Origin of the sequence: Streptomyces sp. NPDC048057 (genome assembly GCF_040653095.1) — a bacterium.
In the GTDB taxonomy this organism is placed as follows: domain Bacteria; phylum Actinomycetota; class Actinomycetes; order Streptomycetales; family Streptomycetaceae; genus Streptomyces.
The window spans coordinates 27010-51188 of sequence record NZ_JBEZNF010000040.1 but is presented as its reverse complement, the minus strand read 5'-3'; the positions used below and the strand labels follow the sequence as shown (position 1 = coordinate 51188).

Genomic DNA, 24179 nt, shown 5'->3' with positions numbered 1-24179 from the left:
GCGTGCGCACGCGCGCGCGACACGCACGGCAGGCGCCCGGATCAGCGCCACCCTTGCACACCCGGACGCGGATGCCGAGAGATTTTTGGCCTGGGGTCTGGCTCATCGACCCACGGTCGCCAGGACGTCGTGGCCCAGCCGGCGGATGACGTCCGTGGCCAGGCGGTGGCGTACGAGCTTGCCGTCCCGGGTCGAGCGGATCAGGCCCGCCTCGCGCAGGACGCGCAGGCTGCGGGAGACCTGCGGTTCGGTGGAGCCGAGGCGGTGGGCCAGTTCCGAGGTGGTGATGGGCTCGCCCAGCAGGTGGCGGCAGAGCTCCATCCGGGCGGGCGAGGTCAGGGCCATCAGGCGCTGGTGCAGATCGCGCACGGTGAGTTGTTCGTCGGGGGTGGTGCCGCGCGCGGCGTAGTGGACCACGACGCACGAGGGGTGCTCGTTCTTCACCGTCAGATGCGGCCACACCCGCGCGGAGGGCACGAGGACCAGCGGGCGGGGGGCGACCCGGACTTCGTGGTTCTGAAGCTTGTCGAGCCGTACCCGCTCGCCCGGGCCGACCCGGACCGCCGTCGGGAGCAGTTCGGTGAGCACGTCCACGGGCGGGCGGACCACGAGTCGGCGGCGGACCTCCCGGGCGTGCTCCTCCAGGGCCGGACGCAGGGTGCGCCAGTCCTCGGCGAAGAACGCGGAGTCGGCGGCGCGCAGGGCCGACAGCAGCCGGTCCCGTAGCTCCAGCGGGGCGGCCACCAGCTGGCGGGCCAGCTCGCCGCGGGCGTAGGAGCGGCGCTGGCAGCGGCGTACGTACTCCTGCGCGGCGGCGGTGTCGGGGCGCAGCTCGCGGGCGGACGGCACCGGTTGCGCGGTGGTGCCGAGGACTCCCGGCGCCACCAGGCCCAGGAAGTCCTCGGCCGTCAGGTGCGCCAGCGCCGTCAGCTCCTCCCCCAGGCTCTCGGCGAGCGGCAGCCCGCGGGGGAAGAACAGACGGCAGCGGAAGCGCGCCCACAGCGGGGCGAAGAGGAGCAGCTCGTCGCGGAGGGCGGGGTCAGCGACGGCACGGGCCGTCCAGCCCGTGGCCTCCGGGTGGTGCTCGGGTTCGGCGAGCACGTGCAGGCTCGCCATCAGTTCTGACAGGGCGGAGGGGCCGACCACGAGATCCTTGGGGCCGAGCCCTCCGAGGTCGAGGACGATGCTCACGCCGTCAGGGTACGGCGGGCGTCAGCGCACGGGCGCGCCCGGGCCGAGCGGGATGCCCAGCACGTACCAGAGGAAGAAGAGCGCGGTCCACACCACGAGCATGATCATCGCGACGGGCAGGGTGAAGGAGACCAGGGTGCCGATGCCGGCCTTGCGGCGCAGGGTCTGGAGGTAGCCGACGCAGAGCATGAACGAGGTGCTCATGGGCGTGATGGAGTTGGTGCAGGAGTCGGCGATGCGGTACAGCGCCATGGTGGTGGCCGGGTTGGTGCCGAGCAGCATCAGCATCGGCACCAGGGCGGGGGCGACCAGGCTCCACAGGGCGGAGCCCGAGGTGATCACCAGGTTCAGCAGCGCGATCGCGACGATCAGCAGGGAGAACAGCAGCAGCGTGGGGGCGCCCAGCCCCTTGAGGAAGTCCGCGCCCTCGACGGCGACGACGGTGGCGATGCCGGTCCACTTGAACAGGGCCAGGAACTGGGAGACGGCGAAGAAGAGCACCAGCAGCGGGGCGATGGAGCGCACGCCCTCCGCCATGAACTGCGGAATCGCGCGGCTGCCCTTGATCTGGCCGGTGAACCACCCGTACACGGCGCCGATGAAGAGGAAGAAGGCGGTGAGGAAGACGGCGATGGAGTTCATGAAGGTGGACTCCACGATCGCGCCGCCCTCGCCGCGCAGCGGCGACCCGGTGGGCAGCATCGCGAGCACGATCAGCGCGGCGTAGCCGAGGACGGCCAGTCCGGTCAGCTTCAGGGCGCGCAGTTCGGTGGCGTCGTCCACCTCGGCGGCGACGACCTGGCGCGCCGCGGCGGCCTCCAGGTCGGGGTCCGGGGTCAGGTGGTGCTCGCGCTTGGCGAGGATCTTGTCGACGACCAGGGCGATGGTGCCGGCCAGCACGAACGCCGAGACGGTCGTGAAGTACATGTTGTCCGTGGGACGGACCACCGCCTCCTTGTCGATGAGCTGCGCGGCTTCGGTGGCCACCGAGGCGAACAGCGCGTCACCGGGTGCGATCAGCGGATTGGCGTCGCCCGCCGCGTTGATGGAGACGAACGCGACGATCATGCCGAGCATGGGGGAACGGCCCACGGCGCGGAAGGCGACCGCCCCGAGCGGAATGAGCACCACGTACGCGGAGTCGGAGAGGAACTTGCCGAGCACGCCGCCCAAGGCCACGCCCAGGACGACCGTGCGCGGGGACAGCCCCGACAGCATCCGGCGGGCCAGCGCCTCGAAGAGCCCGGAGCGCTCGGCGACCGCGACGCCGAGCATCACCATCAGCACGGTGCCCAGCGGGCCGAAGGTGACGAAGGACTCCTCGGCACCGGTGATCAGGTCCCGTACGGCGTCGCTCGACAGGGCGCTGCGCACCCCGACGAGGTCCCCGGACGAGGGGTCCTCGACCTTCAGCCCGGACGCGTTCAGGGCCCAGCTCGCGACGGCGACGATGCCGCCGAGTATCCAGAACAGCCAGAACGGGTGGGGCAGTGCGTTGCCCGCGCGTTCGATCACGTCGAGGAAGCGGGATCCGCGGCCCTCGTCTCCGGATCCGCCGGGCGGCGCCTCCTGGGCGGGGTGGACGGGTGTGCTCATGGCGGGGCTCCTCGGGAATGCGGCGGGCGGTACGGGGACAGGGCGCGGCCACGCCGCGGGCGGTACGGGAAGGGACCCGGTGCACGCACGATCCGCCGTGCCGGCAGGCGGGGCGTTGCCGGGTTGCGGTGCACAGTAGGTCCCGCGTCCTGTCCCGTCACCGTCCGACGGAACAGTTGACCTGATGAGGTCAAGTGATCGCCATGACCTGGGCCACTGCCTAGCGTCACGGTCGTGACCTCGTACGACGCCTCCGCCGCCGCCCGTCCCGAACCCCTCGCGGGCGGTGCCCTGTGGCGCCGCGCCCTGCGCGTCCCCGTGCGGGACGGTGTGCACCTCGTCGCCGATCTGTACTCGGCGTCGGCCGAGCCGGAGACGACGCCGCTGCCCGTGCTCCTGGAGCGCACGCCCTACGGGCGGCGCGCGGCGCGCGTGTCGGACCAGGACCGGGCGGGCGTTCCGGTGCCGTCGCCGGAGGAGATCGCCCGGCACTTCACCGGTGCCGGCTACCACGTCGTCCGGCAGGACTGCCGGGGCCGCGGCGACTCCGAGGGGTCGTTCGTGAAGTACCTGGGCGAGGGGCCGGACGGCGCGGACACCGTCGCCTGGCTCGTGGACCAGCCGTGGTGCGACGGCAGGGTGGTGATGACGGGGGTGTCGTACTCGGCGCACTGCCAGTCGGCCGCCGCCGCCGAGGGCGCGCCGGGGTTGGCCGCCATGTTCCAGGACTCGGGCGGCTTCTCCTCCGCGTACGACGCTGGCCTGCGGATGGGCGGCGCCTTCGAGCTGAAGCAGGTGACCTGGGCCGTGCGGCACGCGGCGCGGAGCCCGGAAGCGGCGTCCGACCCGGTGCTGTCCGAGGCGCTGGCGCGGGTGGACGTGGCGGGGTGGTTCGGTGCGATGCCGTGGCGACCCGGGTGCAGCCCGCTGCGGCACCTGCCCGAGTACGAGGACTTCCTGCTGGAGCAGTGGCGGCAGGACGCCTTCGGGGAGTACTACCGCAATCCCGCGCTGTACGGGCGGGGCTTCTACGAGCGGTTCCCGGACGCGCCCAGTCTGCACCTGGGGAGCTGGTACGACCCGTACGTCCGCTCCACCATCGAGAACTTCACGGCACTGCGCGAGCTGAAGTCGGCGCCCTCCTACCTGGTGATGGGCCCGTGGACGCACGGGCACCGCTGCGAGACGCACGCCGGGGACGTGGACTTCGGCCCGCGGGCGACGCTGGACGGCAATCTCGCGCCCTCGTACCTGGAGTTCCGCCGGCGCTGGTTCGACCGGGCGCTCGGGCGGGTCGCTCCGGACGGTGCCGACGGCGCGGCGCGGGAGGACCTGCCGGCCGTCCAGTACTTCCTGATGGGCGGCGGCGACGGGCGACGGGACGCCGCCGGACGGATGCGGCACGGCGGGGCCTGGCGTACGGACGGCCAGTGGCCGCCGACGGCGACGGCGCCCGTCGCCCTGTACCTGACCGCCGACGGCCTGCTCACGGCCGGTCCGCCCGCCGTGGACGCCGCGTCGGTGACGTACGACTTCGACCCCCGCGACCCGGTGCCGACTCTGGGGGGTCAGGTCACCTCGGGCGAGCCGGTGATGGCGGGCGGGGCGTTCGACCAGAACGCCCCGGACGCCCGGGCGCACGGGGCGCGCGAGCCCTTCCTCCCGCTGGACGCCCGCCCGGACGTGATCAGTCTGAGCACCCCGCCGCTGCGGCACGACGTGGTGCTGGCCGGTCCGGTGTCGGCGCGGCTGTACGTCTCCAGTACGGCGCTGGACACCGACTTCACCATCAAGCTGATCGACGTCCACCCGCCCAACACGGACTATCCGCACGGCTTCGCGGTCAACCTCACCGACGGCATTCTGCGCTGTCGCTTCCGCGACTCCTTCGAGAAGCCGGAGCCGCTCGTCCCGGGCGAGGTGTACGCGATCGAGGTCACGGCACCCGACACGGCCAACCGCTTCGCCGCCGGGCACCGCATCCGCCTCGACGTCTCCTCCAGCAACTTCCCGCGCTTCGACGTCAACTCCAACACCGGCGAGCCGGAGGCGGCGGCGCGCCGCACCGTCGTGGCGACGAACACGGTGCACATGGACGCGGAGCGCCCCTCCCAGCTGCGGGTGTGGGTGGAGGGCGGGACGGACGCGCTCCGCTAGGAAGGGTCCACCGGCGGGGGTGGACCTCGTGGCGCGATCGTTCAAGACCTGCCCGGCCCACCGGCCCTACCGTTCCGCAGGAGCGGGAGGAAGGGGCGGTCATGGAGGAGTACGCGAGTGCCAGGTTGCTGGAGCTGGTCCAGCGCGCGCTGGCGGCCGAGGGCATCCGTGCCGTTGCGCCCGCGGGCAACGGGGCCCTGCTGCCGTTCACCGCGAAGCGGACCTTTCTGGCGGACGTCGCGCGCGACCACGGCCTGCTGCCCCTGCTGCGCGTCGGCGCGATGCTGCCCGCGGCCTCGTCCGATCCCGCGGTCGCCGCGCTGCTGAGCGCCGTCGACCCGTACGACCTGTTCGAGCGGTGGCAGCGGTTGGAGCAGTTCACCCACTCCCGGCACCGCGTGGTGGTCCGGGAGCGCGGGGCGGGGCTGCTCGTCGCGGAGCACACCGGACCTCCGGCAGCGCCGCCGGAACCCGCTGAGGACGCCCTCGTCCTCGGTGTGCTCACGGCGCTGCTGACGCTGTGCGGTGCGCGGGACGTCACGGTCGCCGTGGGCGGCGGCAGCCCGGTCACCGTGTTCTCGGCCGGCGGCTACCTCGCGCCCCCGTCCCTGGCGGACCGCGCGCTGTGGCGTTTCACCTGGTCCCGGGTGGTGCCTCCGGCCGGCGTCCGTACGGAGGAAGCCGACCGGGACGACGTGGCGCGGACGCGACGGCTCCTCGCCGCCGACCCGGCGCGCCGCTGGACCCTCGGCTGTCTCGCCGCGGAGCTGGGGGTGCCCGCGCGGAGCCTCCAGCGTCGGCTGGCGGGAGCGGGAGGCTTCAGCGGACTGCTGGGCACGGTGCGGGCCGAGGCCGCCGCCGAACTCCTGATGGCCGGCGAACACCCGGTCAGCGTCATCGGCTTCGTCTGCGGCTACGCGGACCAGCCCCACTTCACCCGCCACTTCAAGCTGCGGACCGCCATGACGCCCGCGGTGTACCGCTCGGTGTTCCGACGGCCGTCCCCCGCCGTGCGGGAGATCCACCACGAACCGACGAAGAGAGGGACTCCATGAACCTCACCGGCAGAACGGTCCTCGTCACGGGCGGGACCCGCGGCGTCGGCCGGGCCCTGACCCGGCGACTGGTCGGGCTCGGCGCCCGGGTGGTGGCCGTGGGCCGTGCGGCCGGCGGGCTCGCCGACCTCACGGCCGAGTACGGCGAGCGGGTGTCGACCGAGGCCCTGGACCTCGCGGACCTCGACGCCGTCGACGCCTTCACCGACACGCTCCCCGACCGGCACCCCGAGGTCTCCGTCGTCGTCAACAACGCCGGGGTGCAGCACCTCAGCGACTTCCTGACCGCGGACCCGCGGGAGCTTCGGCCGGTGCTGCGCCGGGAGTTGGCCGTCAATCTGGACGCCGTCATCACTCTCTCCACGGGCCTGCTCCCCCACCTCCGGAGCCACCCGTCGGCCGCGATCGTGAACATCAGCAGCGGTCTGGCGTTCGCTCCGAAAGCTTCGGCGCCGGTGTACTGCGCCGCGAAGTCGGCGGTCCGGACCTTCACCCGGTCCCTGCGCTACCAGTGCGAGGACGCCGCGCCCCACGTCCGCGTGGTGGACGCGGTGCTGCCCCTCGTCGACACCGACATGACCGCGGGCCGCGGCCGGAGCAAGATCAGCCCGGCGGAGGCGGCGCGGTCCGTGGTCGAGGGCGTCGCCCGGGACCGTACGGAGATCTACGTCGGCCGGGCCCGGCTCCTGCCCGGGCTGATGCGCATCGCCCCGTCGCTCGCCCACCGCGCGCTGCGCCATGGCTGACGCCCCGACCACCGCGCCCCGGCCCGGAAGCCGCACCGGGACCCGCGCCGGACGCATCCTGAAGCAGCTCGACCGCGCCGCGGACGGGCCGTGGTTCCTTCCCTCACTCGCCGTCTTCCCGCTCGGCGACTACGTCCTGCCAGTGCTGCCGAACCAGATGCTGCTGATGGGGGTCTCGGCGCTCCACCCGCGGCGGTGGCGGACGATCGCGCTGACCTTCCTCACCGCCTCCGTGGTGAGCGCGTTCCTCGTGGCGACGGTCGTGCAGAGCGCCGGGACCTGGCTGCTGGAGGCGGCCGGGCAGCCGGTCGAACCCGCCGAACTGGGCGGCGATGTCGGCGGGTTCGTGGCACGGCACGGCGCCCTGGCCCTGGGCGTGCTCTCCCTTCTGCCGTGGACGCCCCGGGCGGCCGTCCTGCTGTGTGCGCTGGCCGGCCTTCCGCCCTGGTCCATCGCCCTGGCCGTGCTGGCGGGCCGCCCCCTGCCCGTCACGCTCCTCGCGGCGGCCGGTGCGCGGGCGCCTCGACTGCTGCGCAGGTCCCGGCGGATCGACCGGCTGCTGACGGAGGTACGGCCCGGTCCGCTCACCCCGTCCGTGCGGGGCGGGCCGCAGCCGCGGCAGGCCGATCCGACGTGAGGGCGGCGAGGCCCACCAGGTCGTCCGCCTGCGCGTCCGGCACTTCCTGGTCGAACCGGGCCAGCACCCGCACCCGTAGCGAGACCGCCCCCAGGAGCAGGAGCGCCGCCCCGAGCAGGACGTAGAGCAGCCCGATGCCCCGGCCGTCGCCGGTGCCGAGGACGGCGCCCACGGTGTCGGCGAGGGCGCCGCCGGAGGCCATCAGCGGCTCCAGGTAGCGGGTGCCGAACGGGGCGATCAGCAGGAAGCCGACGGGCAGGGTGGACCAGGCGACGAGCTGGTTCAGCGCCATCACCCGGCCGTGGAACCGCTGCGGCACCTTCACCTGGACGATCGTCAGATAGATGCCGTTGAGCAGCGACAGCGACGCCGACGTGCCGAACACCCCGGCGCAGACCACCAGCAGCTCGGGCCGTAGCCCGGTCAGTACGGAGAAGAACGCCAGCACCGGCACCACGAGCAGCATCCCGCGCATCCGGCGGTGGCGCGGCCCGCCCCAGACTCCCATCGCAAGACCGCCCGTCAGCGCGCCGATCCCGCCGGCGAGGGAGACCGTGGCGACCGTGCCCAGTCCGGAGAAGCCCAGCACGAGCGGCGGGACGAGCTGGAAGAGGACGGGCAGGAAGAGGTTGAGCACGGCGAAGAACACCAGCATCGCCCGGAACCCGGGCCTGCGCCAGACCAGTTGGAACCCGGCCGTGATCTCCTGCTTCAGGGTCTCGCGCCGCCGGGCGGCCAGCGTGCGCGGGAAGCGGACGGTCAGCAGGACCAGCGCCGCCACCACGTAGCTGACCACGTCGATCACCAGCACGCCGCCCAGGCCGATGGCGGCCAGCAGCCCCACGGCCGCGAGCGGGGCGACGACCTGGGCGATGCCGCCGGAGATCTGTACGACGCCGTTGGCGTGGCCGAGGTAGCGCTTCGGCACGAGTTGCGGGATCGCCGACTGGAAGGCGAGTCGCTGCCCGGTGAGGGAGACGGAGAGGATCGCCATCAGCACCCCGACGTGCCAGGGCCGCAGGGCGTCCAGTGCGTGGAGCAGCGCGAGGGCCGCTTCGGACGTGCCGCAGACCAGGGTGGAGACCAGCATCACCCGGCGGCGGTCGACGCGGTCGACCAGCCCGCCGAGGACCGGGGCGGCCAGCAGCCCCGGCACGATGCCGAGGACGGCGAAGAGGCCGAACCAGGCGACGGAGTCCGTCGACAGGTAGATCCACAGCGGCAGGGCGAACTCGGTCAGCGCCGAACCGGTCTGCGAGACCATCTGGGAGGCGGCGACGGCCACGAAGCGGCGGGTGTCGCGGCGGGTCGCCGGCGCGGTGGGGCGCTCGCCGGCGGCCGGCTCGTGGTGGACGCCGTCCAGCCACCAGGTGGCGCGCTCGGGGCGCCGGGCCCGGGTGAGGGCGACGGCCGCGTTGCCGGGCGGGTCCGTGGGCCCGTCGTTCCGCGACGCCGCGACGGCGGGGTGGACCGCGGTGACGATCTCGGCCAGTTCCACGGCGCGGTGCTTGAGGAAGTAGTGGCCGCCCTCGTCGAGCACGGCCACGGCGGTGGTGGCGCCGACGAAGCCCCACTCCCGGAACCGCTCGCGGTGGAACTCGGTCCCCGGGTCGGCGGAGCCGATCACCGAGACCACCGGGGCCGTCAACGCGGTTGCGGGCCTGGCCAGTTGCTCCGTGAAGTACGCCTCGGCCGCGCGGGAGTCCTCCCGTACGTTCCGTACGATCGTCGCCAACTGCTCCGGGTCCAGGCCCTCCAGGTCGGCCCCCATGGAGCGGAGCCAGTTCAGGTGGAGCCGTCCGCTGCGCCGCCGGTCGAGCACGGAGAAGCGGGCGAGCAGCCCGAGCAGTCCCTCGGTGGGCCGGGCGAAGGGGAAGATCCCGCCCAGGTAGACGGCGGCGGGCTCCCGGCCGGCGGCCGTCAGCCGGTGGGCCAGTTCGACCGCGAGCGCGGCGCCCACCCCGCAGTGCCCGTACACCGCGACCGGGCCGGCCACCCCGTTCAGCACCTCCTCGGCACAGCGTCGGGCGACCTCCTCCAGCGGCAGCGACTCCTCGGACATGCCGAGGTCGTGTCCGGGGACGGCGACCGCGTGGAGGGCGACGCCGGGCGGCAGGGCGTCCGCGAGCGGTTGGTAGACCACGGCGCTGCCGCCGCCGTACGGCAGACAGACCAGGGAGAGCGTGACGCGGTCGACGGGTTGGCGGGGGGTCAGCTCGTGCAGGAGCCGACTCGGTCCGCGCTCGGAATCCGAGCGGTCGGCCAGGGCGGCGAGTGCGGCGACGGTCCGCTCCCGGAAGACGTCCATGAGGGTGATCCGGGCCTCGGGACGCAGGAGTCTGCGCAGCGTGGCCACCATCCGCATCGCCAGCAGGGAGTGGCCGCCGAGGTCGAAGAAGTCGTCGTGCGCGCCGACGCGTTCCAGGCCGAGGAGCGCGGCCCAGCAGGCGGCGACCGCCTCTTCGGTGGGGGTGGCGGGGGCGGTCCAGGCGGCGCCTTCGGCGGGGCCGGGCGCGCCGGGTTCGGGCAGGGCCCGGCGGTCGACCTTGCCGTGGGCCTGCCGGGGCAGTTCGGGCAGGACGACGAAGCGGGAGGGGACGAGGTAGTCGGGCAGCTTCTCGGCGAGCAGCCGGCGCAGGTCGGCGACCGGCGGCGGGGTCTCGCCCGCCGCGGGGACGAGATAGCCGACGAGGACGAGTTCGCCGGCGGGGCCCCGGGCGGCGGCGACGGCCTGGGCGATGGAGGGCAGTCGGGCCAGGTGGGTCTCCACCTCGCCGAGTTCGACCCGATAGCCGCGGATCTTGACCTGGTGGTCGTCGCGGCCGAGGAATTCGATCGAGCCGTCAAAGCGGTGGCGGGCGAGGTCACCGGTGCGGTACATGCGGGGCGGGCCGGCTCCTCTGCCCTTCTCCGCGTCCGCGCGGGGATCCGTGGCGAAGGGGTCGGGGCGGAAGCGTTCGGACGTCAGCTCCGGCAGGCCCAGATAGCCGCGCGCCAGCCGGTCGCCGCCGATCCACAGCTCTCCCGGCACCCCGGCGGGCACCGGTTGCCGGCGGGCGTCGAGGAGATAGACCCGTGCACCCGGCAGCGGGCGTCCGATGGGGGTGGTGGGTCCCGCCGCCGGGCGGTCCGGGTCCACGAGGTGGGTGGTGGCGCCCACGGTGGCCTCGGTCGGCCCGTAGTGATTGATCACCCGACAGCCGGTGGGGGCGCCCGCCGCCGCGAGCCGGCGCGCCCACTCCCAGCCGGACGCCTCGCCGCCGAGGACGAGCAGGCGGCGGGGCAGCAGCTCCCCAGGGTCGTCCACCTCGGCGCTCAGCGCGGCCAGATGGGAGGGGGTGAGCTTCACGCAGTCCACGCGCTGCGCCTGAAGATAGGCGGCCAGCTCCGGGCCGGGGGTGCGCGGGGGCAGCAGGTGCAGGCTGCCGCCGGTGGTGAGCGAGAGATAGAGGGTCGTGAGGCCGAAGTCGAAGGCGAGCGACTGGAGCAGGACGTAGCGGGCGCCGTCCGGCAGCCCGGCCTCGGCGAAGCGCTGGCGCACCCCGGCCAGGTAGGTGAGCACCTGACGGTGCTGCACGGCCACGCCCTTGGGGGTGCCGGTGGAGCCCGACGTGTAGATCACGTACGCCAGATGGTTCGGCCCCGCACCGTCGGCGAGAGGGGTGTCGGGGACGGCGGCAAGCCGGTCCGCGAGTCCGTCGAGCAGCAGGACGGGGGCGTGTGACGCGGACAGCAGGGACCGTCGGACGGAGGTGGTGACGAGGGCGACCGGCGCGGAGTCCGTCAGCATGTGCGCGAGGCGTTCCCGGGGCTGTTCGGGGTCGAGGGGTACGTACCCGGCACCGGACTTCAGCACGGCGAGCAGACAGACCGCCTGGTCGAGGCCCTGGTCGAGGCAGACGCCGACGAGGCGTTCGGGTCCGGCGCCGGTGGTGCGCAGCAGCCGGGCCAGCCGGTTGGCCCGGCGGTCGAGTTCGGCGTACGTGAGGGCGCGGCCCTCGTGCACCAGGGCGATGGCGTCGGGGGTGCGGGCGGCCTGCGCGGCGACGGCGTCGGCGAGGGTGGCGGCGACCGGATGTGCGGCGCCGGAGTCGTTCCACTCGTACAGCACCCGGTCGCGTTCGCCCGGGGTGAGGAGGTCGAGGGCGCCGACGGGCGTGCGCGGATCGGCGGCGACGTGGGCCAGGACGCGCTGCCAGTGCCCGGCGATGCGGGCGACGGTGTCGGCGTCCCAGAGGTCGGTGCGGTAGGTGATGAATGCGTCGAGCCCGGCATCGGCCTCGGTGGGTTCGGTGCAGTACAGGCCGAGGTCGAGGTGGACGCCGCTGCCTTCGAAGGGGAACGTCCGCCACTCCAGGTCGCGGGGGCTCACGGTCTGGGCGCGGTGGTTCTGGAGCGCGAAGGAGACCTGGAAGAGGGGCGGCCGGCCGACGTCGCGCGGCAGGTCCAGTGCCTCGACCAGCCGCTCGAACGGGGTCTCGCGGTGCTGCTGGGCGCCGAGGGCGGCGGTGCGGACGCGGTCGAGGACGGTCGCGAAGTCGGGCCCCGCGCCCTCGTCGACCGCCGCGTCGGCGCCCGGCGCCGGCTCGGGCGCACCGAGGTCGGCCCGGATCGGCAGCACCGTGCTGAACAGGCCGATCAGGCCCTCGGTGGCCTCGGTCGGACGGCCCGCGAACGGTGTGCCGACGGCGAAGTCCCGCTGCCCCGACCAGCGTCCGAGCACCACCTGGAAGGCGGCGAGCAGGGTCATGAAGAGGGTGGCGCCCCGGGCCCGGGAGAGCGCGCGGACGGCCCGGTACGCGTCGGGGTCGAGCCGGAAGGTGTGCGTCGCGCCGCCGGGGCCGGGCACGGCGGGCCGCGGCCGGTCCGTGGGCAGGTCCAGCGGCGGGACCCCGGCCATGGCCTCGCACCAGTACCGCAGGTCGGCGGCGGCCTGCGGCAGGTGCTGGCGTGCGCGCTGCCAGTGGGCGAAGTCGCCGTAGCGGACGGGCAGCGGGGGCGGGGCGAAGGCGGCGCCCCGGGCCGGTTCCCCGTAGCCGGTGAGGAGTTCGTCGAGAAGCACCCCGGCGGACCAGCCGTCGCCGACGAGGTGGTGCTGGCAGATCACCAGGACGTGGTCGTCGGCGGCGAGGCGCAGCAGCAGGGCCCGTAGCAGGGGTCCGTCCGCGAGGTCGAAGGGGCGCGCGACCTCGGCTTCGACGGCGGCGCGGGCGACGGTCTCCCGCTCCTCTGCGGGGAGCCCGGTCAGATCGCGGGTGCGCCAGGGCACGGTGAAGCCGTCGGCGGGGGCGATGCGCACCCGGGGCGCGCCGTCGTCGTCGACGGGGAAGGAGCTGCGGAGGGTGTCGTGGCGGACGGCGATCAGGCGCAGCGCCTCGGCGAGGGGTTCGGCCCTCAGCGGGCCGCGCAGCCGCCCGGCCGTGGGGAGGACGTAGGCGGCGGTGCCGGGGGTGAGTTGCTCGACGAACCAGAGGCGTTCTTGTGCGAGTGACAGGGGCTGGGGCACGTCGTCCGGGCGGGTCGGGATGCCGGCGGGTCGGGCGGCGGTGCGCTCCCGCAACCGTCGTGCGAGCAGGGCGCGTTGCTCACCGCTGAGCACCTGCCGGGGCGCGGGCGGGGTGGTCGCGGAACCACCCTGGGGCGTGTGTTCGGGGGCGCGTACGGGTTCCATCACGCCTCCTCGGCCAGCAGTTCGCGCACGACGGCGTCGGTCACCGTGGCCACGGTGGTGGGCTCCTCGTAGAAGACGTGCAGGGGTACGTCGGCTCCCAGGCGGTCCCGGATGCGGGCCGCGGCCTGGGTGATGGTCAGGGAGTGCGCGCCGAGGTCCACGACGTCGTCGTCGCGGCCGACGGCGGGCAGGCCCAGCACCTCGCACCAGATGGCGGCGATCTCGGTGGCGAGTTCGTCCCATGCGTCGTCCGCCTCCGGTGCGTCGCCGGTCGGTTCGGGCTCCGGTGTGCCCCGGGCCGGTTCGGGCAGGGCCGCGCGGTCCGTCTTGCCGTTGGGGGTGAGCGGGAGGGCCGCGAGCGGGTGGACGACGCCGGGGACCATCGCGTCCGGCAGCGTCCGGCCGAGGAAGGACCGCAGTTCGGCGCCGCTCGGTACGGGGGCGTCGGCGCGCCAGACCGGGTACGCGACGAGCAGCCGGCCGGCCGGATCGCCGTCGTCGCCCCGGACGGCGACGGCGGCAGCCGCCACGGCGGGGTGTTCCTGGAGCCGGGCCTCAATCTCGCCGAGTTCGATGCGGTGGCCGCGCAGCTTGATCTGGTCGTCGCGGCGGCCGAGGCAGTCGAGTGCGCCGTCGGGCCGGATCCGTGCGAGGTCTCCGGTGCGGTAGTGGCGGGCGCCGGTGACCGGGTCGCTGACGAAGCGTTCGGCGGTGTGCTCGGGCAGTCCGCGGTAGCCGCGGGCCAACCCCGCGCCACCCAGGGCCAGTTCACCGATGACGCCGTGCGGTACGGGGTGTCCGGCCAGGTCGACGACGAGGGCGGTGGTGCCGGCGATGGGGCGGCCGATGGTGACCTCGTCCGGCTCGGGCGGCACCTGTGCGGCGGTGGACCAGATGGTGGTCTCGGTCGGCCCGTAGACGTTCCAGAGGCGCCCGACGCGGTCGCGCAACCGGCGAGCGAGCGGGAGCGGCAGGGGCTCGCCGCCGCTGAGGGCGGTGAGGACGGGGGCGGCGAGCCCGCCGTCCAGCAGCAGCCGCCAGCCCGACGGGGTGGCCTGCGCGTGGGTGACGCCGTGCCGTTCGACCAGGGCGGCGAGGGCGCGGCCGTCGCGCGTCTCCGACTCGCGCGCGATCACCACCCGGCCTCCCGTGATCAGCGGCAGCAGCAGTTCGAGGGCGGAGATGTCGAAGGAGAGCGAGGTGACGGCGAGCCAGACGTCGTCGGGTCCGACGGCCAGGGCGTCGCGGAAGGCCAGCAGGAGGTGGGCGAGGGCGCCGTGCGGCACCTCGACGCCTTTGGGACGTCCGGTGGAACCGGAGGTGTAGATGAGGTAGGCGAGGTCGTCGGGGGTGGGCAGCGGCAGCGGTGCGCCATCGGTGTCGTGCCGTGTGAAGAGGTCGTCGAGCAGCAGGGTGGTGCCGTGCCCTTCGACCAGGTGCGCGGTGCTCCGCTGGGCGAGCGCGAGCGCGGTGCCGGCGTCGGCGAGCACTGACTCGACGCGCTCCGCCGGGTAGGTCGGGTCGACGGGCAGATAGGTCCCGCCGGCGAGGGTGACGGCGAGCACGGCGGCCACCATCTCGGCGGAGCGCTCCGCGCAGACGGCGACCACGGTGCCGGGGCTGACCCCGGCTGTGGTGAGCCGCCGGGCGAGGCCGGAGGCGGCGGTGGCCAGCGTTGCGTAGCTGAGGGTCCGTTCGCCCACCGTGACGGCCGGCCGTGCGGCGTGCGCGGCGAAGGAGCGGGCGAGCAGCGCGGGCAGGGTGGCGCCGGGGGCGTCGCGGGCGGGTTCGGGTCCGCGCAGCGGGGCGCGCTCCGCCTCGGTGAGGAACGTGAGGTCGGCGAGCGCGGTGCCGGGGGCTGCTGCGATCGCGGCGAGCAGTCGGCGCAGATGGGCACCGACGCGGTCGGCCCGGACGGGTGACGGCAGGTCCGTGCGGTGCACCAGCAGGACGCGGAGCCGGTCCGGGCCGTCGAGGAGGTGGAAGCGGAGGGCGCCGCGGGCCGTGCCGGGGAAGAGCGTCCAGTCGATGCTGGTCCGTACGCCCGGGAAGGTGACGGGGGCGATGCGGCGGCGGTAGGTGAGGATGACGGGTGCCAGCGAGAGGCCGGGGCGTACGCCCTGGACGGCGCGGGCCAGCGGGACGCGGCGGTGCGGGTAGCAGCCGCGCAGTTCGGCGCGGACCGTGCGGGCGAACTCGCCGAAGGGGGTGCCCGGTTCGGGAGCGGTGACCACGGGCAGCTCGTTGGCGTGCATGCCGATCCGGTCGGCGGCGCCGGGGGCGCGGGTGCCGAGGCCGACGGTGACGGCGGGGCGCTCGTTCCCGTACCGCAGCAGGAGGGTGTGCACGGCGGCGAGGAGCAGTTCGAAGAAGGTGACGCCGACCTTGTCGGCGGTGTCGACGAGGTCGGCGCGCAGGGCGGGGTCGAGGTCGAAGTCGACCGCCGCGCCGGGGCCGACGCCGCCCGTGCCGTCGGGGCCCGGGTCGAGGCCGGGCAACTGCACCGCGGGACCGGGCAGCGGGCGGTCGGCCCAGTGGGCGGACGCCGCGGCGATCGCGCGGGCGTCGGGCTCGGGGAGGTCGGCGCTGACGACCTCGGCCAAGGCCGGTCCGCCGCCGGTGCGGTGGGCGTAGCAGGCCGCCAGGTCACTCAGGAACACATCGGTGGAGGTGCCGTCGAAGGCGATGTGGTGCGCGACGACCAGCAGGGTGGCGCGGGTCGTGTCCGTACGCAGCAGGGTGAGCCGTACGGGCGGTCCGGCGGCGAGGTCGAAGGGCTCCGCGCTCGCGGCGGCCAGCTCGTCGGGCAGCCGTTCCGGCGTGGTGTCGCGGACGGTGAGCACGGGCGCGGGGCCCGGGGCGAGCAGGGGTACGCCGTCCTCCTCGCGGACGATCAGGGTCAGGGCGGGGTGGCGGTCGACCACGTCGGCGCAGGCGGCGGCGAGCACGACGGGGTCCAGGGGCCCTTCGAAGCGGACGGCGAAGGGCATGTGGTGGACGGAGCCGAGCGGCGCGATCCGCTCGTTGATCCAGATGCCCTGTTGGGCGGCGCTGGCGGGGGTACTGGTCACAGGTCTTCCTCGGTCTGTTCGGCATCGGAACGCACGGAACGGGTGGTGCCGTGGGTGCGCGCAGGAGCGTGGTCGGGCTCCCGTTCCTGCCCGGCGCGGGTCGACGCGGTGCGGGCAGGGCGGTATGAGGGCGCGGGGGCAGGACCCGGCGTCGGCGCTGACGGCGGGCGGGGTTGCGGGGTGCGGGCGGCCGTCGGCGAGCGGCGGTGGCCGGTGAGGGGGTGCCGCTGCGGGCACGACGGCGGTCAGGACGGGCGGTGCCCGCGCAGGACTTCGGTGGACGCAGCGCGTACGTCAGGAGGGGACGGTGGTCGCGGCCGGTGGACGGCCGCGGGTCAGGAGCCGGCGGCCGTGGCCAGGTCCGTACGGAAGTCGTCGGCGAGCGCGGCGATCACCGGCTCGTCGAAGGCGAGGGCGTTGTACTGGATCCAGCAGTTCAACGACCCGTCCGGCTGCTCGACCACGGTCAGCTCGGGCACCCCGAGGTCCCCGCCGGGCAGCGGCCAGGGCACGGTGGTGCCGCGCGGCAGCTCCCAGGGCGCGCAGCGCAGGCCGGGCAGATGGGCGTCGGCGGCCCAGCTCTCGTACCGCAGCCAGGCCGGGAAGGCCACCATGTGCGGTGTGAACTCGGCGTACGGATACATCTGGTGGTCGAGCGCACCGGTGGCCGCCCGTCGGACCCGCTCGGCAAGTTCGGCGAAGCCGGGGCCGCCGGAACAGTCGACGCGGACCAGCAGCGACTGCACCAGACAGCCGACGGCCCGCTGTTCTTCGGTGCTCGTCCGGCCGGGGACCGGTGTCATGAGCACCAGGTCCGGGCGGTCGGCGCGGGTGGTGAGCAGTGCGCTCCACAGGGCGGCGACGGCCATGAACGGGGTGACACCGAGGGCGCCCGCCCGCTCCCGCAGCCGGCCGGCGGGGCCGGAGGCGATGGTGAAGGGGTGGGCGACGGTGTGCACGCGGTCGACGGTGCGCCGCCCCGGGAAGGGGTCCAGTGCGGACGGTGCGCCCGCGAGGGCGGTGGCGAAGTGCCGTCGGCCGCTCGTCCAGCGGGCGTTGGCCCGGCGCACCAACTCCTGGTAGGAGAGGCCGGGTTCGGGCAGTCGTGGGGTGCGGCTGCGACGCAGGGCGTCGTAGGAGAGGCCGAGTTCGCGCAGCAGGACGCCGATCGACCAGCCGTCGGCGACCATGTGGTGCACCGCGAGCAGGACGATGTGGTCCTCGGGGCCGCGGGAGATGACGAGCAGCCGGGCCGTCGGGTCGGTCGCGAGGTCGGTGAGTCGGTCCCGCTCGGCGATGAGCTGGGCGTTCACCTCGTCGTCGGTGGCGCCGGGGGCGTCCCGCAGGGTGATGCGGGCGCGGGCGTCCTCGTCGAGCACGGTGCGGACCAGGCCGCGGACGCCGCCGGGGACGGGGACGAACCGGGTCCGCAGGGCGGGGTGGCGTTGGACGAGCGCGGACAGGGCGCGGCCGAGGGCGCGGCGGTCCAGCGGGCTGGTGACGCGGAAGAGGGCGGTGACGGCGCCGACGTCGCGGCCGTCCTCCTCGGCCATCCAGTCGAGGAAGTTCTCCTGCTGGCTGGTGAGCGGGACGTCGTGGTGCTGGGCCCGTAGGGCGCGCAGATAGGGCGGGAGTTCCGGGGCGGGCGGGCCGCCCGCGGGGAGGTGGGCGTCCGGGGTCCGCTCCCGGGTCGCTTCTTCGTCCAGCCAGGCGGCCTGGGCGCGCAGCGAGGGGCGGCCGAAGACGAGGGCGGCGCCGGTCTCGACGCCGAACCGTTCGGTGACGGCGGTGGCGAGGTGCACGGCGCGGAAGGAGTCGCCGCCGAGGGCGAAGAACTCGTCGGCCGTGTCCCGTACCGGGCGGCCCAGCACGTCCTGCCAGATGGCGGCGAGGCGCAGTTCGGTGGGGGTGGCGGGTGGCCGGGCAGCGGCCCGGACGTCCGTGTGCGCGGCGCCCGCCTCGCGTTCGTCGTCCGCCTCGTGCTCGTCGTCCGTCGTGAAGAGCGGGCGCAACCGGTGTTTGACCACCTTGCCGGAGGCGTTGCGCGGCAGGTCGTCGGCGAGCAGGACGCGTACGGGCAGTTCGGCGCGGGCGAGGCGGGTGCTGAGGAAGAGCCGGAGCGCGTCGAGGTCCAGACCATTGGCGGCGGGCACCACGACGGCGACCGGCACGGACCCCATGACCGGGTGCGGTACGCCCAGCGCCGCGGCGTCCGCGACGTCCGGGTGCTCGTGCAGCGCGTCCTCGATCCGGAGGGTGGAGACCTTCAGCGCACCGGACTTGATGACGTCGCTCTCGCGGTCCACCAGGTGCAGATAGCCGTCCTGGTCCAGCCGTCCCAGGTCGCCCGTCCGCACCCAGCCGTCGCGGAAGACCGTGGCGCCGGCGGCCGGGTCACCGGCGTACGAGCGCGGGGGTCCGGGCTGGCGCAGCCAGATCTCGCCCGTCTCGCCGGAGGGTACGGACGTGCCGTCGCCGGCGAGGATCCGCAGGTCCCGGGGGTCGGCGGGGCGGCCCACCGCTCCGGGCGGCGCCTCGCCGACGACGGCGGAGAGCTGCGCGGGGGCGGCCTCGGAGGAGGTGTAGACGTTGACGACGGTGGCTTTCGGCAGGGCTTCGGTGAGGGCCCGGGCGACGGGCGCGGGGAGAGCGGCGGCGGAGGAGCTGAGCAACAGGACGCCGGAGAGGTCGTACCGGTCGGACACGCCGGAGTTGAGGAGTTCGATCGCCATCGAGGGGACGAGGAAGACGGTGCCGATGTCCAACTCCTCGATGGCCCGGCCGAACGCGTCGGCGTCGAAGCGCGGGAGGACCACGGTGGTGGGCGCGCCGGTGAGGGCGCTGATCAGCATCACCTGGGCGGCGTTGGTGCCGATGGGGAAGGAGTGCAGGGCGCGGTGCGAGTGGGCGTAGGGCCGGGGGCGGGGGTTGAGGCGCTGGCCCGCCGTGAGGTTGGCGTGACAGGCGCGTACGCCCTTGGGGTCACCGGTGGTGCCGGAGGTGCCGACGACCTGGGCGAGGTCGTCGGGGGCGGGTCCCGTAAGGCTGCGATCGGGCGACGCGCCGGGGCCGGCGGAAACGTCTCCGGCTGCTTCGACGTCGACCAGCGTCAGGTTGGTCAAACCCAAGCCGGCGCCCAGTAAGGGGAGTTCGGTTCCGCGGAGGACCGTCGTGGCGCCGCAGATGTCGGCGAGGCGTACGGCCTCCGGTTCGGCCAGGTCGGCGCGGAGCGGCAGCGCCGCCGCCCCGGCGTAGTGGACGGCGAGGATCGCGACCGCATAGCCGTCCCACTCGCGGTCGGTGAAGCGCAGGGCCACGAGTTCACCGGGCCGGACCCCGGCGTCAGCCAGCCCGCGGGCGGCCCCGAGGGCCCGCTCGCGCCAGCCCCCGTAGGTGAGCGAGCCGCCGCCGCGCACCTCGATCGCGACCCGGTCGGGCTGTTTCGCGGCCCGGGCGTCGAGCAGGTCGGGAACGGTCAACGGTGCGGGCTGGGCGTTGATGGTGTCCTCCAAGAGCGTGACCCCCGGGGCGAGTTGACCCGGCGATGCGATGGCACAGGAGACGTTCACGGGCATGGCGCGCGGTTGTTGCCCTTGGATATGGTCTGGACCTTCGGCAGGGCATGCGAACAATAGCGTGCCTGTGTCGCACTTGTGTCGCAATGATGGTGAGTTCGTGGACATCGGTGGGGATCGGGTGCGTTGGCCGAACCTCGCCAGAACCTGAGCACTGCAAAGAAACCCCTCGTCAGAGGGGGTGCACCAGCCAACTCCGCAGAAAACCGGAGCCAGGAATCCTGGATCTGCTCCGGTCATTGCCCATCCGCACCACGGGACTCCTCCGTCCCACCGGACAACAGGATCCCCAACCGTCCCAGCCTGCACCGGCGTTCCGCATCCACCCGTACGCCGGGTGCCGCTGTGCCCCGGGCCCGTACGCCCCACCCCTGGTTCCGAGGAGGAACAACGCATGTTGTACGCGGGAATTGCCTGGTCAGCCGATGGTTACGACGTGGAGGTCATCGACATTGACGGACACCGGGCCAGCGCCCCGACCCACTGGGGCGCGGAGCGCGTGCCGGAGCTTACCGCCTGGCTCGGGGCGCCCGGCCCGTGGTCCGAGCCCTTCCGCGCCGTCGTCGTGGAGAGCACCAACGGCCTCGTGGACGGCCTCTTCACGGCGGCCGGCCTGCGGGTCTACCGGGCCGACCCCTGGGTCCTTCCCGAGCGACCCGACTTCGGCTCCGTACCGGCGAGAACCCTCGCCGAACGAGCCAGAACCGACCTCGCGTCCCTCTCCCCGCTGACCGCGGAGGGCGGCGGTCAGACCGGCCGGGACGACGACTACCACGGCGGCATCCGGCGCAGCGCCACGCACGAGGAGGAACTCGCCCGCGCGGGCCGCTTGTTCCGCCACGGGTCGCGGGAGCGCCGCGAGATCGCTCTGACCTTCGACGACGGCCCCGACCCGGTCTTCACCGGCCAGGTACTCGACATCCTCGCCCGCTACGGCGTGCACGCCACCTTCTTCTGCGTGGGCCTCCATGTGAACGCGCTCCCCGACGAGGTGCGGCGGATCGTGGACGCGGGGCACTCCCTCGGCAACCACACCTGGTCGCACCCGTTCCTCCCGGATCTGAGCCCCCGCCAGTTCCGGCTCCAACTGGAGCGCACCGACGAGGCGTTCGACCGTGCGGTGGGCCGGGTCCCGACCGTCTTCCGGCCGCCGTACGGCGCCCGCACCCCGGAGACCCTGGCCGAACTCCGCCCCGACGGCCCCGCCCTCGCCCTGTGGGACGTCGACTCCTGGGACTGGGCCCGCCCCGGCCCCGAGAAGATCGCCCGTACGGTACTGGACCACGCCGGCCCGGGCTCCCTGGTCCTGATGCACGACGGCGGCGGCGACCGCCGCCAGAGCGTGGCGGCGCTACCGACCGTGATCGAGGGCCTGCTGGAGCGGGACCTGCGCTTCGTGGCGGCGGACGCGCTGCTGCGCGGGGCGCAGCGGGAGGACACCAACGCGGGCTGACGGAGACGGTTGATCACCCGCACCCACATGGGGAATCAACCCCATTTATCCCTCCCGACGGTGCTTGGTTCTCGTGTGATTCGTGAGCCTGGACAACGCATGACGCCTCGTTCCCCTCTCCCCCGGTGCGGGGGTCCCGGGTCTTCCCGGGGTGCTGAAGCACGAACGATGACGAGGAGACACCATCGTGGGACAGGTCTCACGCGCGCTGTCGGCCGCACTGGCGGTCGTGGCGCTGGCGGCGGGTGCGTCGGCACCGGCGCACGCGCAGCCGACCGCCGAGTCCATACCCGAGGCGCCGCCGGGCGCCTCGGGGGAACGGCTGCCGGAGGGGTGGCGCTTCGCGGGCGGGGAGTTGGTGTGGAGTTCGCCCGAGCCCGTGGGCACGGGCGGCGCCCGGGTCGAGTTCCGCTCGGGGAAGCGGACCCTCGGCTTCCCGACCGCCTCCGCCGACCACCGCACCTTCCGGCTCCCCGTCGGCGCGGAGAGGGTCGGGGCGACGGGCGACCTCCAGGTGGTCGCCGGTGCCCGGCGACTGGACGCCGCGGGGGCCGACCGGGCATCCGGCCAGCGGCGTTCGCCGGGCGTGCCGGCGCCCGAGGCGCCGCTGCCCGCCAACCCCGTCGACCCCGGTGTGGCCGGGAAGTACCGCACCACCAGCGGTGAGTACGCCCTGAAGTCGGTGAAGCTGCCGGGCTACAAGGAGCCCGTGGAGATGCGCGCCACGGTCGTCGGCCCGACGGACGCGCCGGGCAAGCGCCCGCTGGTGCTCTTCCTCCACGGCCGCCACGGCACCTGCTACAAGCCGGGCGAGAGCGACGCCACCATGCAGTGGCCGTGCGGACGCGGGATGAAGCAGATCCCGAGCCACCGCGGGTATCTGCACGACCAGAAGCGCCTGGCGTCCCAGGGCCATGTGGCGGTCTCCATCTCCGCGAACGGCGTCAACGCGCAGGACCACGACGCGGTCGACTTCGGGGCGCAGGCCCGTTCGTCCCTGGTGCGCCAGCACCTGGCCCGCTGGGCGCAGTGGAGCGAGAACCCCGCGAAGGCTCCGCGGGCCGTGCGCGCGACCAAGGCCGCCGACGTGTCGAAGGTGCTCCTGGTCGGCCACTCCCGGGGCGGCGAGGGCGTCAACCGGGCGGCCCTCGACAGCGCCTCCCCGCCGCCGCCCGCCGAGGACGGCTACCGCGGGCCGGTGAGCTGGCGGATCCGCGGCACCGTCCTGATCGGCCCCACCATCTTCGGCCAGAATCCCACCCCCGACGTGCCCTCCATGACCGTCCTGCCTGGTTGCGACGGCGACGTGAGCGACCTTCAGGGCCAGATCCAGCTCGACGGCGCCCGGGGCGTCGGCCAGGGCACGGCGCTGCACAGCGCGGTGTACATGGTCGGCGCCAACCACAACTACTTCAACACGGAGTGGACGCCCGGCCAGGCGGAGGCCCCGGCCTCCGACGACGTCTGGGACGACGAGAGCCCGGTCTGCGCGGAAGGCGCGAAGCACCGGCTGAGCGCCCGCCAGCAGCAGACCGCGGGCACCACCTACATCGCCGCCGCCGCACGCCTCTTCCTCGCGGGCGACGACCGCGTCCGCCCGCTCCTCGACGGCTCCGGCCGGCGCGCGCCCTCGGCCGACCCCGCCCGGGTGCTGACCCACGCCGTCGGCGGCAACCGCACCCCGGCGATCCTGCCCGACGCCCCGCTGTCGGTGACCAACGGACGCGTGTGCCAACAGGTCACGGCGGACGGCGCACGGGCCTGCCGACCGGAAGACGGCCCCGGCCGGTCACCGCACTTCGCGACCTGGATGATCGCCAGCGACGAGCCGGGCCGCAACGCGGTCACGGCCCGCTGGAACGCGCCGGGCACCCCGGTCCGGCTGACGCCGAAGCGCTCGTTCTCCCTGGCGGGCTCCGACGCCCTCGCCCTGCGGTTGATCGCGCCACCGAACACCCGGGGCACCCGGCTCGACGTCGCCCTGACCGACACCGCCGGCAAACGGGTGAAGCTCGGTCAGATCACCGTCGACGGCCTGCCCGGCTCCGACACGACGACCGCGCACTGGGCGCGTGAGCTCCGTGTTCCGCTGAAGGCCGCCGCGGGCTCCGGTGTCGACCTGAAGCGGATCCGGTCCCTGGAGCTGACTCCACGCAGCAGTTCCGGCGAACTCTGGCTGATGGACGCCTGGGGCTGGCGCCCGGGCACCCCGGCGGTACGCCCCGTGGCGCTGCCGCGCGTCGACGTCGGCAGGGTCACGGTGCAGGAGGGCGACTCCGGCACCCGTACGTACCAGGTGGCGGTCCGCGCCACCGGCAAGGGCACCGGCGTGATCAAGCTGGCCGTACTCGACCCGAAGACGTACGCCACCACGGTCCGCACCGTGTCGGTGCGGGCCGGCCGCCCCGCAGACGTGTCGATCACGGTCAAGGGCAACTCCCGCTTCGACTTCGACCGCGACCACGTGATCGCCGCCAAGCCCGTGCAGGGCACGGCGGTCGGCGCCGCCCTCGGAGGTCTGCTCGTCCGGAACGACGACCCGGCTCCCGAGGTCACCGTGACCCCGGTCGCCGACTCGGTCACCGAGGGCCAGCGGCTCACCTGGAAGGTCCAGCTCTCCCAGCCCGCCGACACCGGCGTGGAGACGCCGTTCGCCTTCCTGCCGGCCGACGGGGGCCCGGAGTTGTCCACGAAGGACGTCGACGAGAACTGGTTCGCCGACCAATTCGGCCTGTCCGCCGACCCGGAGCGGCCCCTTTCCACGGACGGCCCCTTCCTCTGGAACGTCGTCCCCGAGGGCGAGACGAGCCTTGAGGTGTCCGTGCCCACGGTCACGGACGCGCTGGTCGAGCCGGAGGAGTCCCTGCGGACGCAGGTGTACGTCCTGAAGGAGAACGGCGAACTGGCGGAGGGCCCGATCCTCACGGGGAAGGTCAAGGACGCGCCCCGACGCTGACCCCGGGCTCCCCGGAGTACGCGCCGACGGCACCGGCCCCCGCCACGGGGCCGGTGCCGTCGGCGCACCCG

At 74.3% G+C, this 24179-nt stretch carries 11 protein-coding genes; 6 read left to right on the top strand and 5 right to left on the bottom strand.

Going from position 1 to position 24179, the window contains the following annotated elements; all coding sequences use genetic code 11:
• Positions 1–102: 102 nt before the first annotated feature.
• Entirely contained in the window at positions 103–1191 is a 1089-nt protein-coding gene (locus AB0E05_RS33040) for a DUF5937 family protein (RefSeq protein ID WP_361970662.1), read from the bottom strand.
• A 21-nt stretch (positions 1192–1212) separates the two neighbouring features.
• The gene (locus tag AB0E05_RS33035) at positions 1213–2787 is read right to left on the bottom strand and encodes an AbgT family transporter (protein ID WP_361970661.1); all 1575 of its coding nucleotides are present in this window, start codon (positions 2785–2787) and stop codon (positions 1213–1215) included.
• 234 nt (positions 2788–3021) lie between these two features.
• Between AB0E05_RS33035 and AB0E05_RS33030 the strand changes: the two genes are divergently transcribed.
• The 4 genes from AB0E05_RS33030 to AB0E05_RS33015 all read left to right on the top strand — a co-directional run bounded on the left by AB0E05_RS33030 (position 3022) and on the right by AB0E05_RS33015 (position 7382).
• Positions 3022–4944, top strand: coding sequence for a CocE/NonD family hydrolase (locus AB0E05_RS33030; RefSeq protein ID WP_361970659.1), 1923 nt, complete (start codon positions 3022–3024; stop codon positions 4942–4944).
• Positions 4945–5045: 101 nt separating this feature from the next.
• Positions 5046–5999 (top strand): AraC family transcriptional regulator, encoded by a 954-nt coding sequence (locus AB0E05_RS33025; RefSeq protein WP_361970657.1) that lies wholly within the window; start codon positions 5046–5048, stop codon positions 5997–5999.
• The gene (locus AB0E05_RS33020) at positions 5996–6745 is read left to right on the top strand and encodes an SDR family NAD(P)-dependent oxidoreductase (RefSeq protein WP_361970656.1); all 750 of its coding nucleotides are present in this window, start codon (positions 5996–5998) and stop codon (positions 6743–6745) included. Before AB0E05_RS33025 ends, AB0E05_RS33020 begins: the two co-directional genes overlap by 4 nt.
• Complete coding sequence (locus tag AB0E05_RS33015) at positions 6738–7382, top strand: hypothetical protein (protein ID WP_361970654.1); 645 nt, start codon at positions 6738–6740, stop codon at positions 7380–7382. Before AB0E05_RS33020 ends, AB0E05_RS33015 begins: the two co-directional genes overlap by 8 nt.
• Here AB0E05_RS33015 and AB0E05_RS33010 read toward each other — a convergent pair.
• The 3 genes from AB0E05_RS33010 to AB0E05_RS33000 all read right to left on the bottom strand — a co-directional run bounded on the left by AB0E05_RS33010 (position 7330) and on the right by AB0E05_RS33000 (position 19699).
• Positions 7330–13053, bottom strand: a complete 5724-nt coding sequence (locus AB0E05_RS33010) for an amino acid adenylation domain-containing protein (RefSeq protein ID WP_361970652.1) — start codon at positions 13051–13053, stop codon at positions 7330–7332. The two genes, AB0E05_RS33015 and AB0E05_RS33010, sit on opposite strands and share 53 nt — an antisense overlap.
• Complete coding sequence (locus AB0E05_RS33005) at positions 13053–16124, bottom strand: amino acid adenylation domain-containing protein (protein WP_361970650.1); 3072 nt, start codon at positions 16122–16124, stop codon at positions 13053–13055. Before AB0E05_RS33005 ends, AB0E05_RS33010 begins: the two co-directional genes overlap by 1 nt.
• Before the next feature lie 335 nt (positions 16125–16459).
• The gene (locus tag AB0E05_RS33000) at positions 16460–19699 is read right to left on the bottom strand and encodes an AMP-binding protein (RefSeq protein ID WP_361970649.1); all 3240 of its coding nucleotides are present in this window, start codon (positions 19697–19699) and stop codon (positions 16460–16462) included.
• 394 nt (positions 19700–20093) lie between these two features.
• Here AB0E05_RS33000 and AB0E05_RS32995 point away from each other — a divergent pair, with 394 nt between their 5' ends.
• Both AB0E05_RS32995 and AB0E05_RS32990 read left to right on the top strand, forming a co-directional pair.
• Complete coding sequence (locus AB0E05_RS32995; protein ID WP_361970647.1) at positions 20094–21152, top strand: polysaccharide deacetylase family protein; 1059 nt, start codon at positions 20094–20096, stop codon at positions 21150–21152.
• 187 nt (positions 21153–21339) lie between these two features.
• Positions 21340–24108, top strand: coding sequence for a hypothetical protein (locus AB0E05_RS32990; RefSeq protein WP_361970645.1), 2769 nt, complete (start codon positions 21340–21342; stop codon positions 24106–24108).
• The last annotated feature ends 71 nt before the right edge of the window (positions 24109–24179 follow it).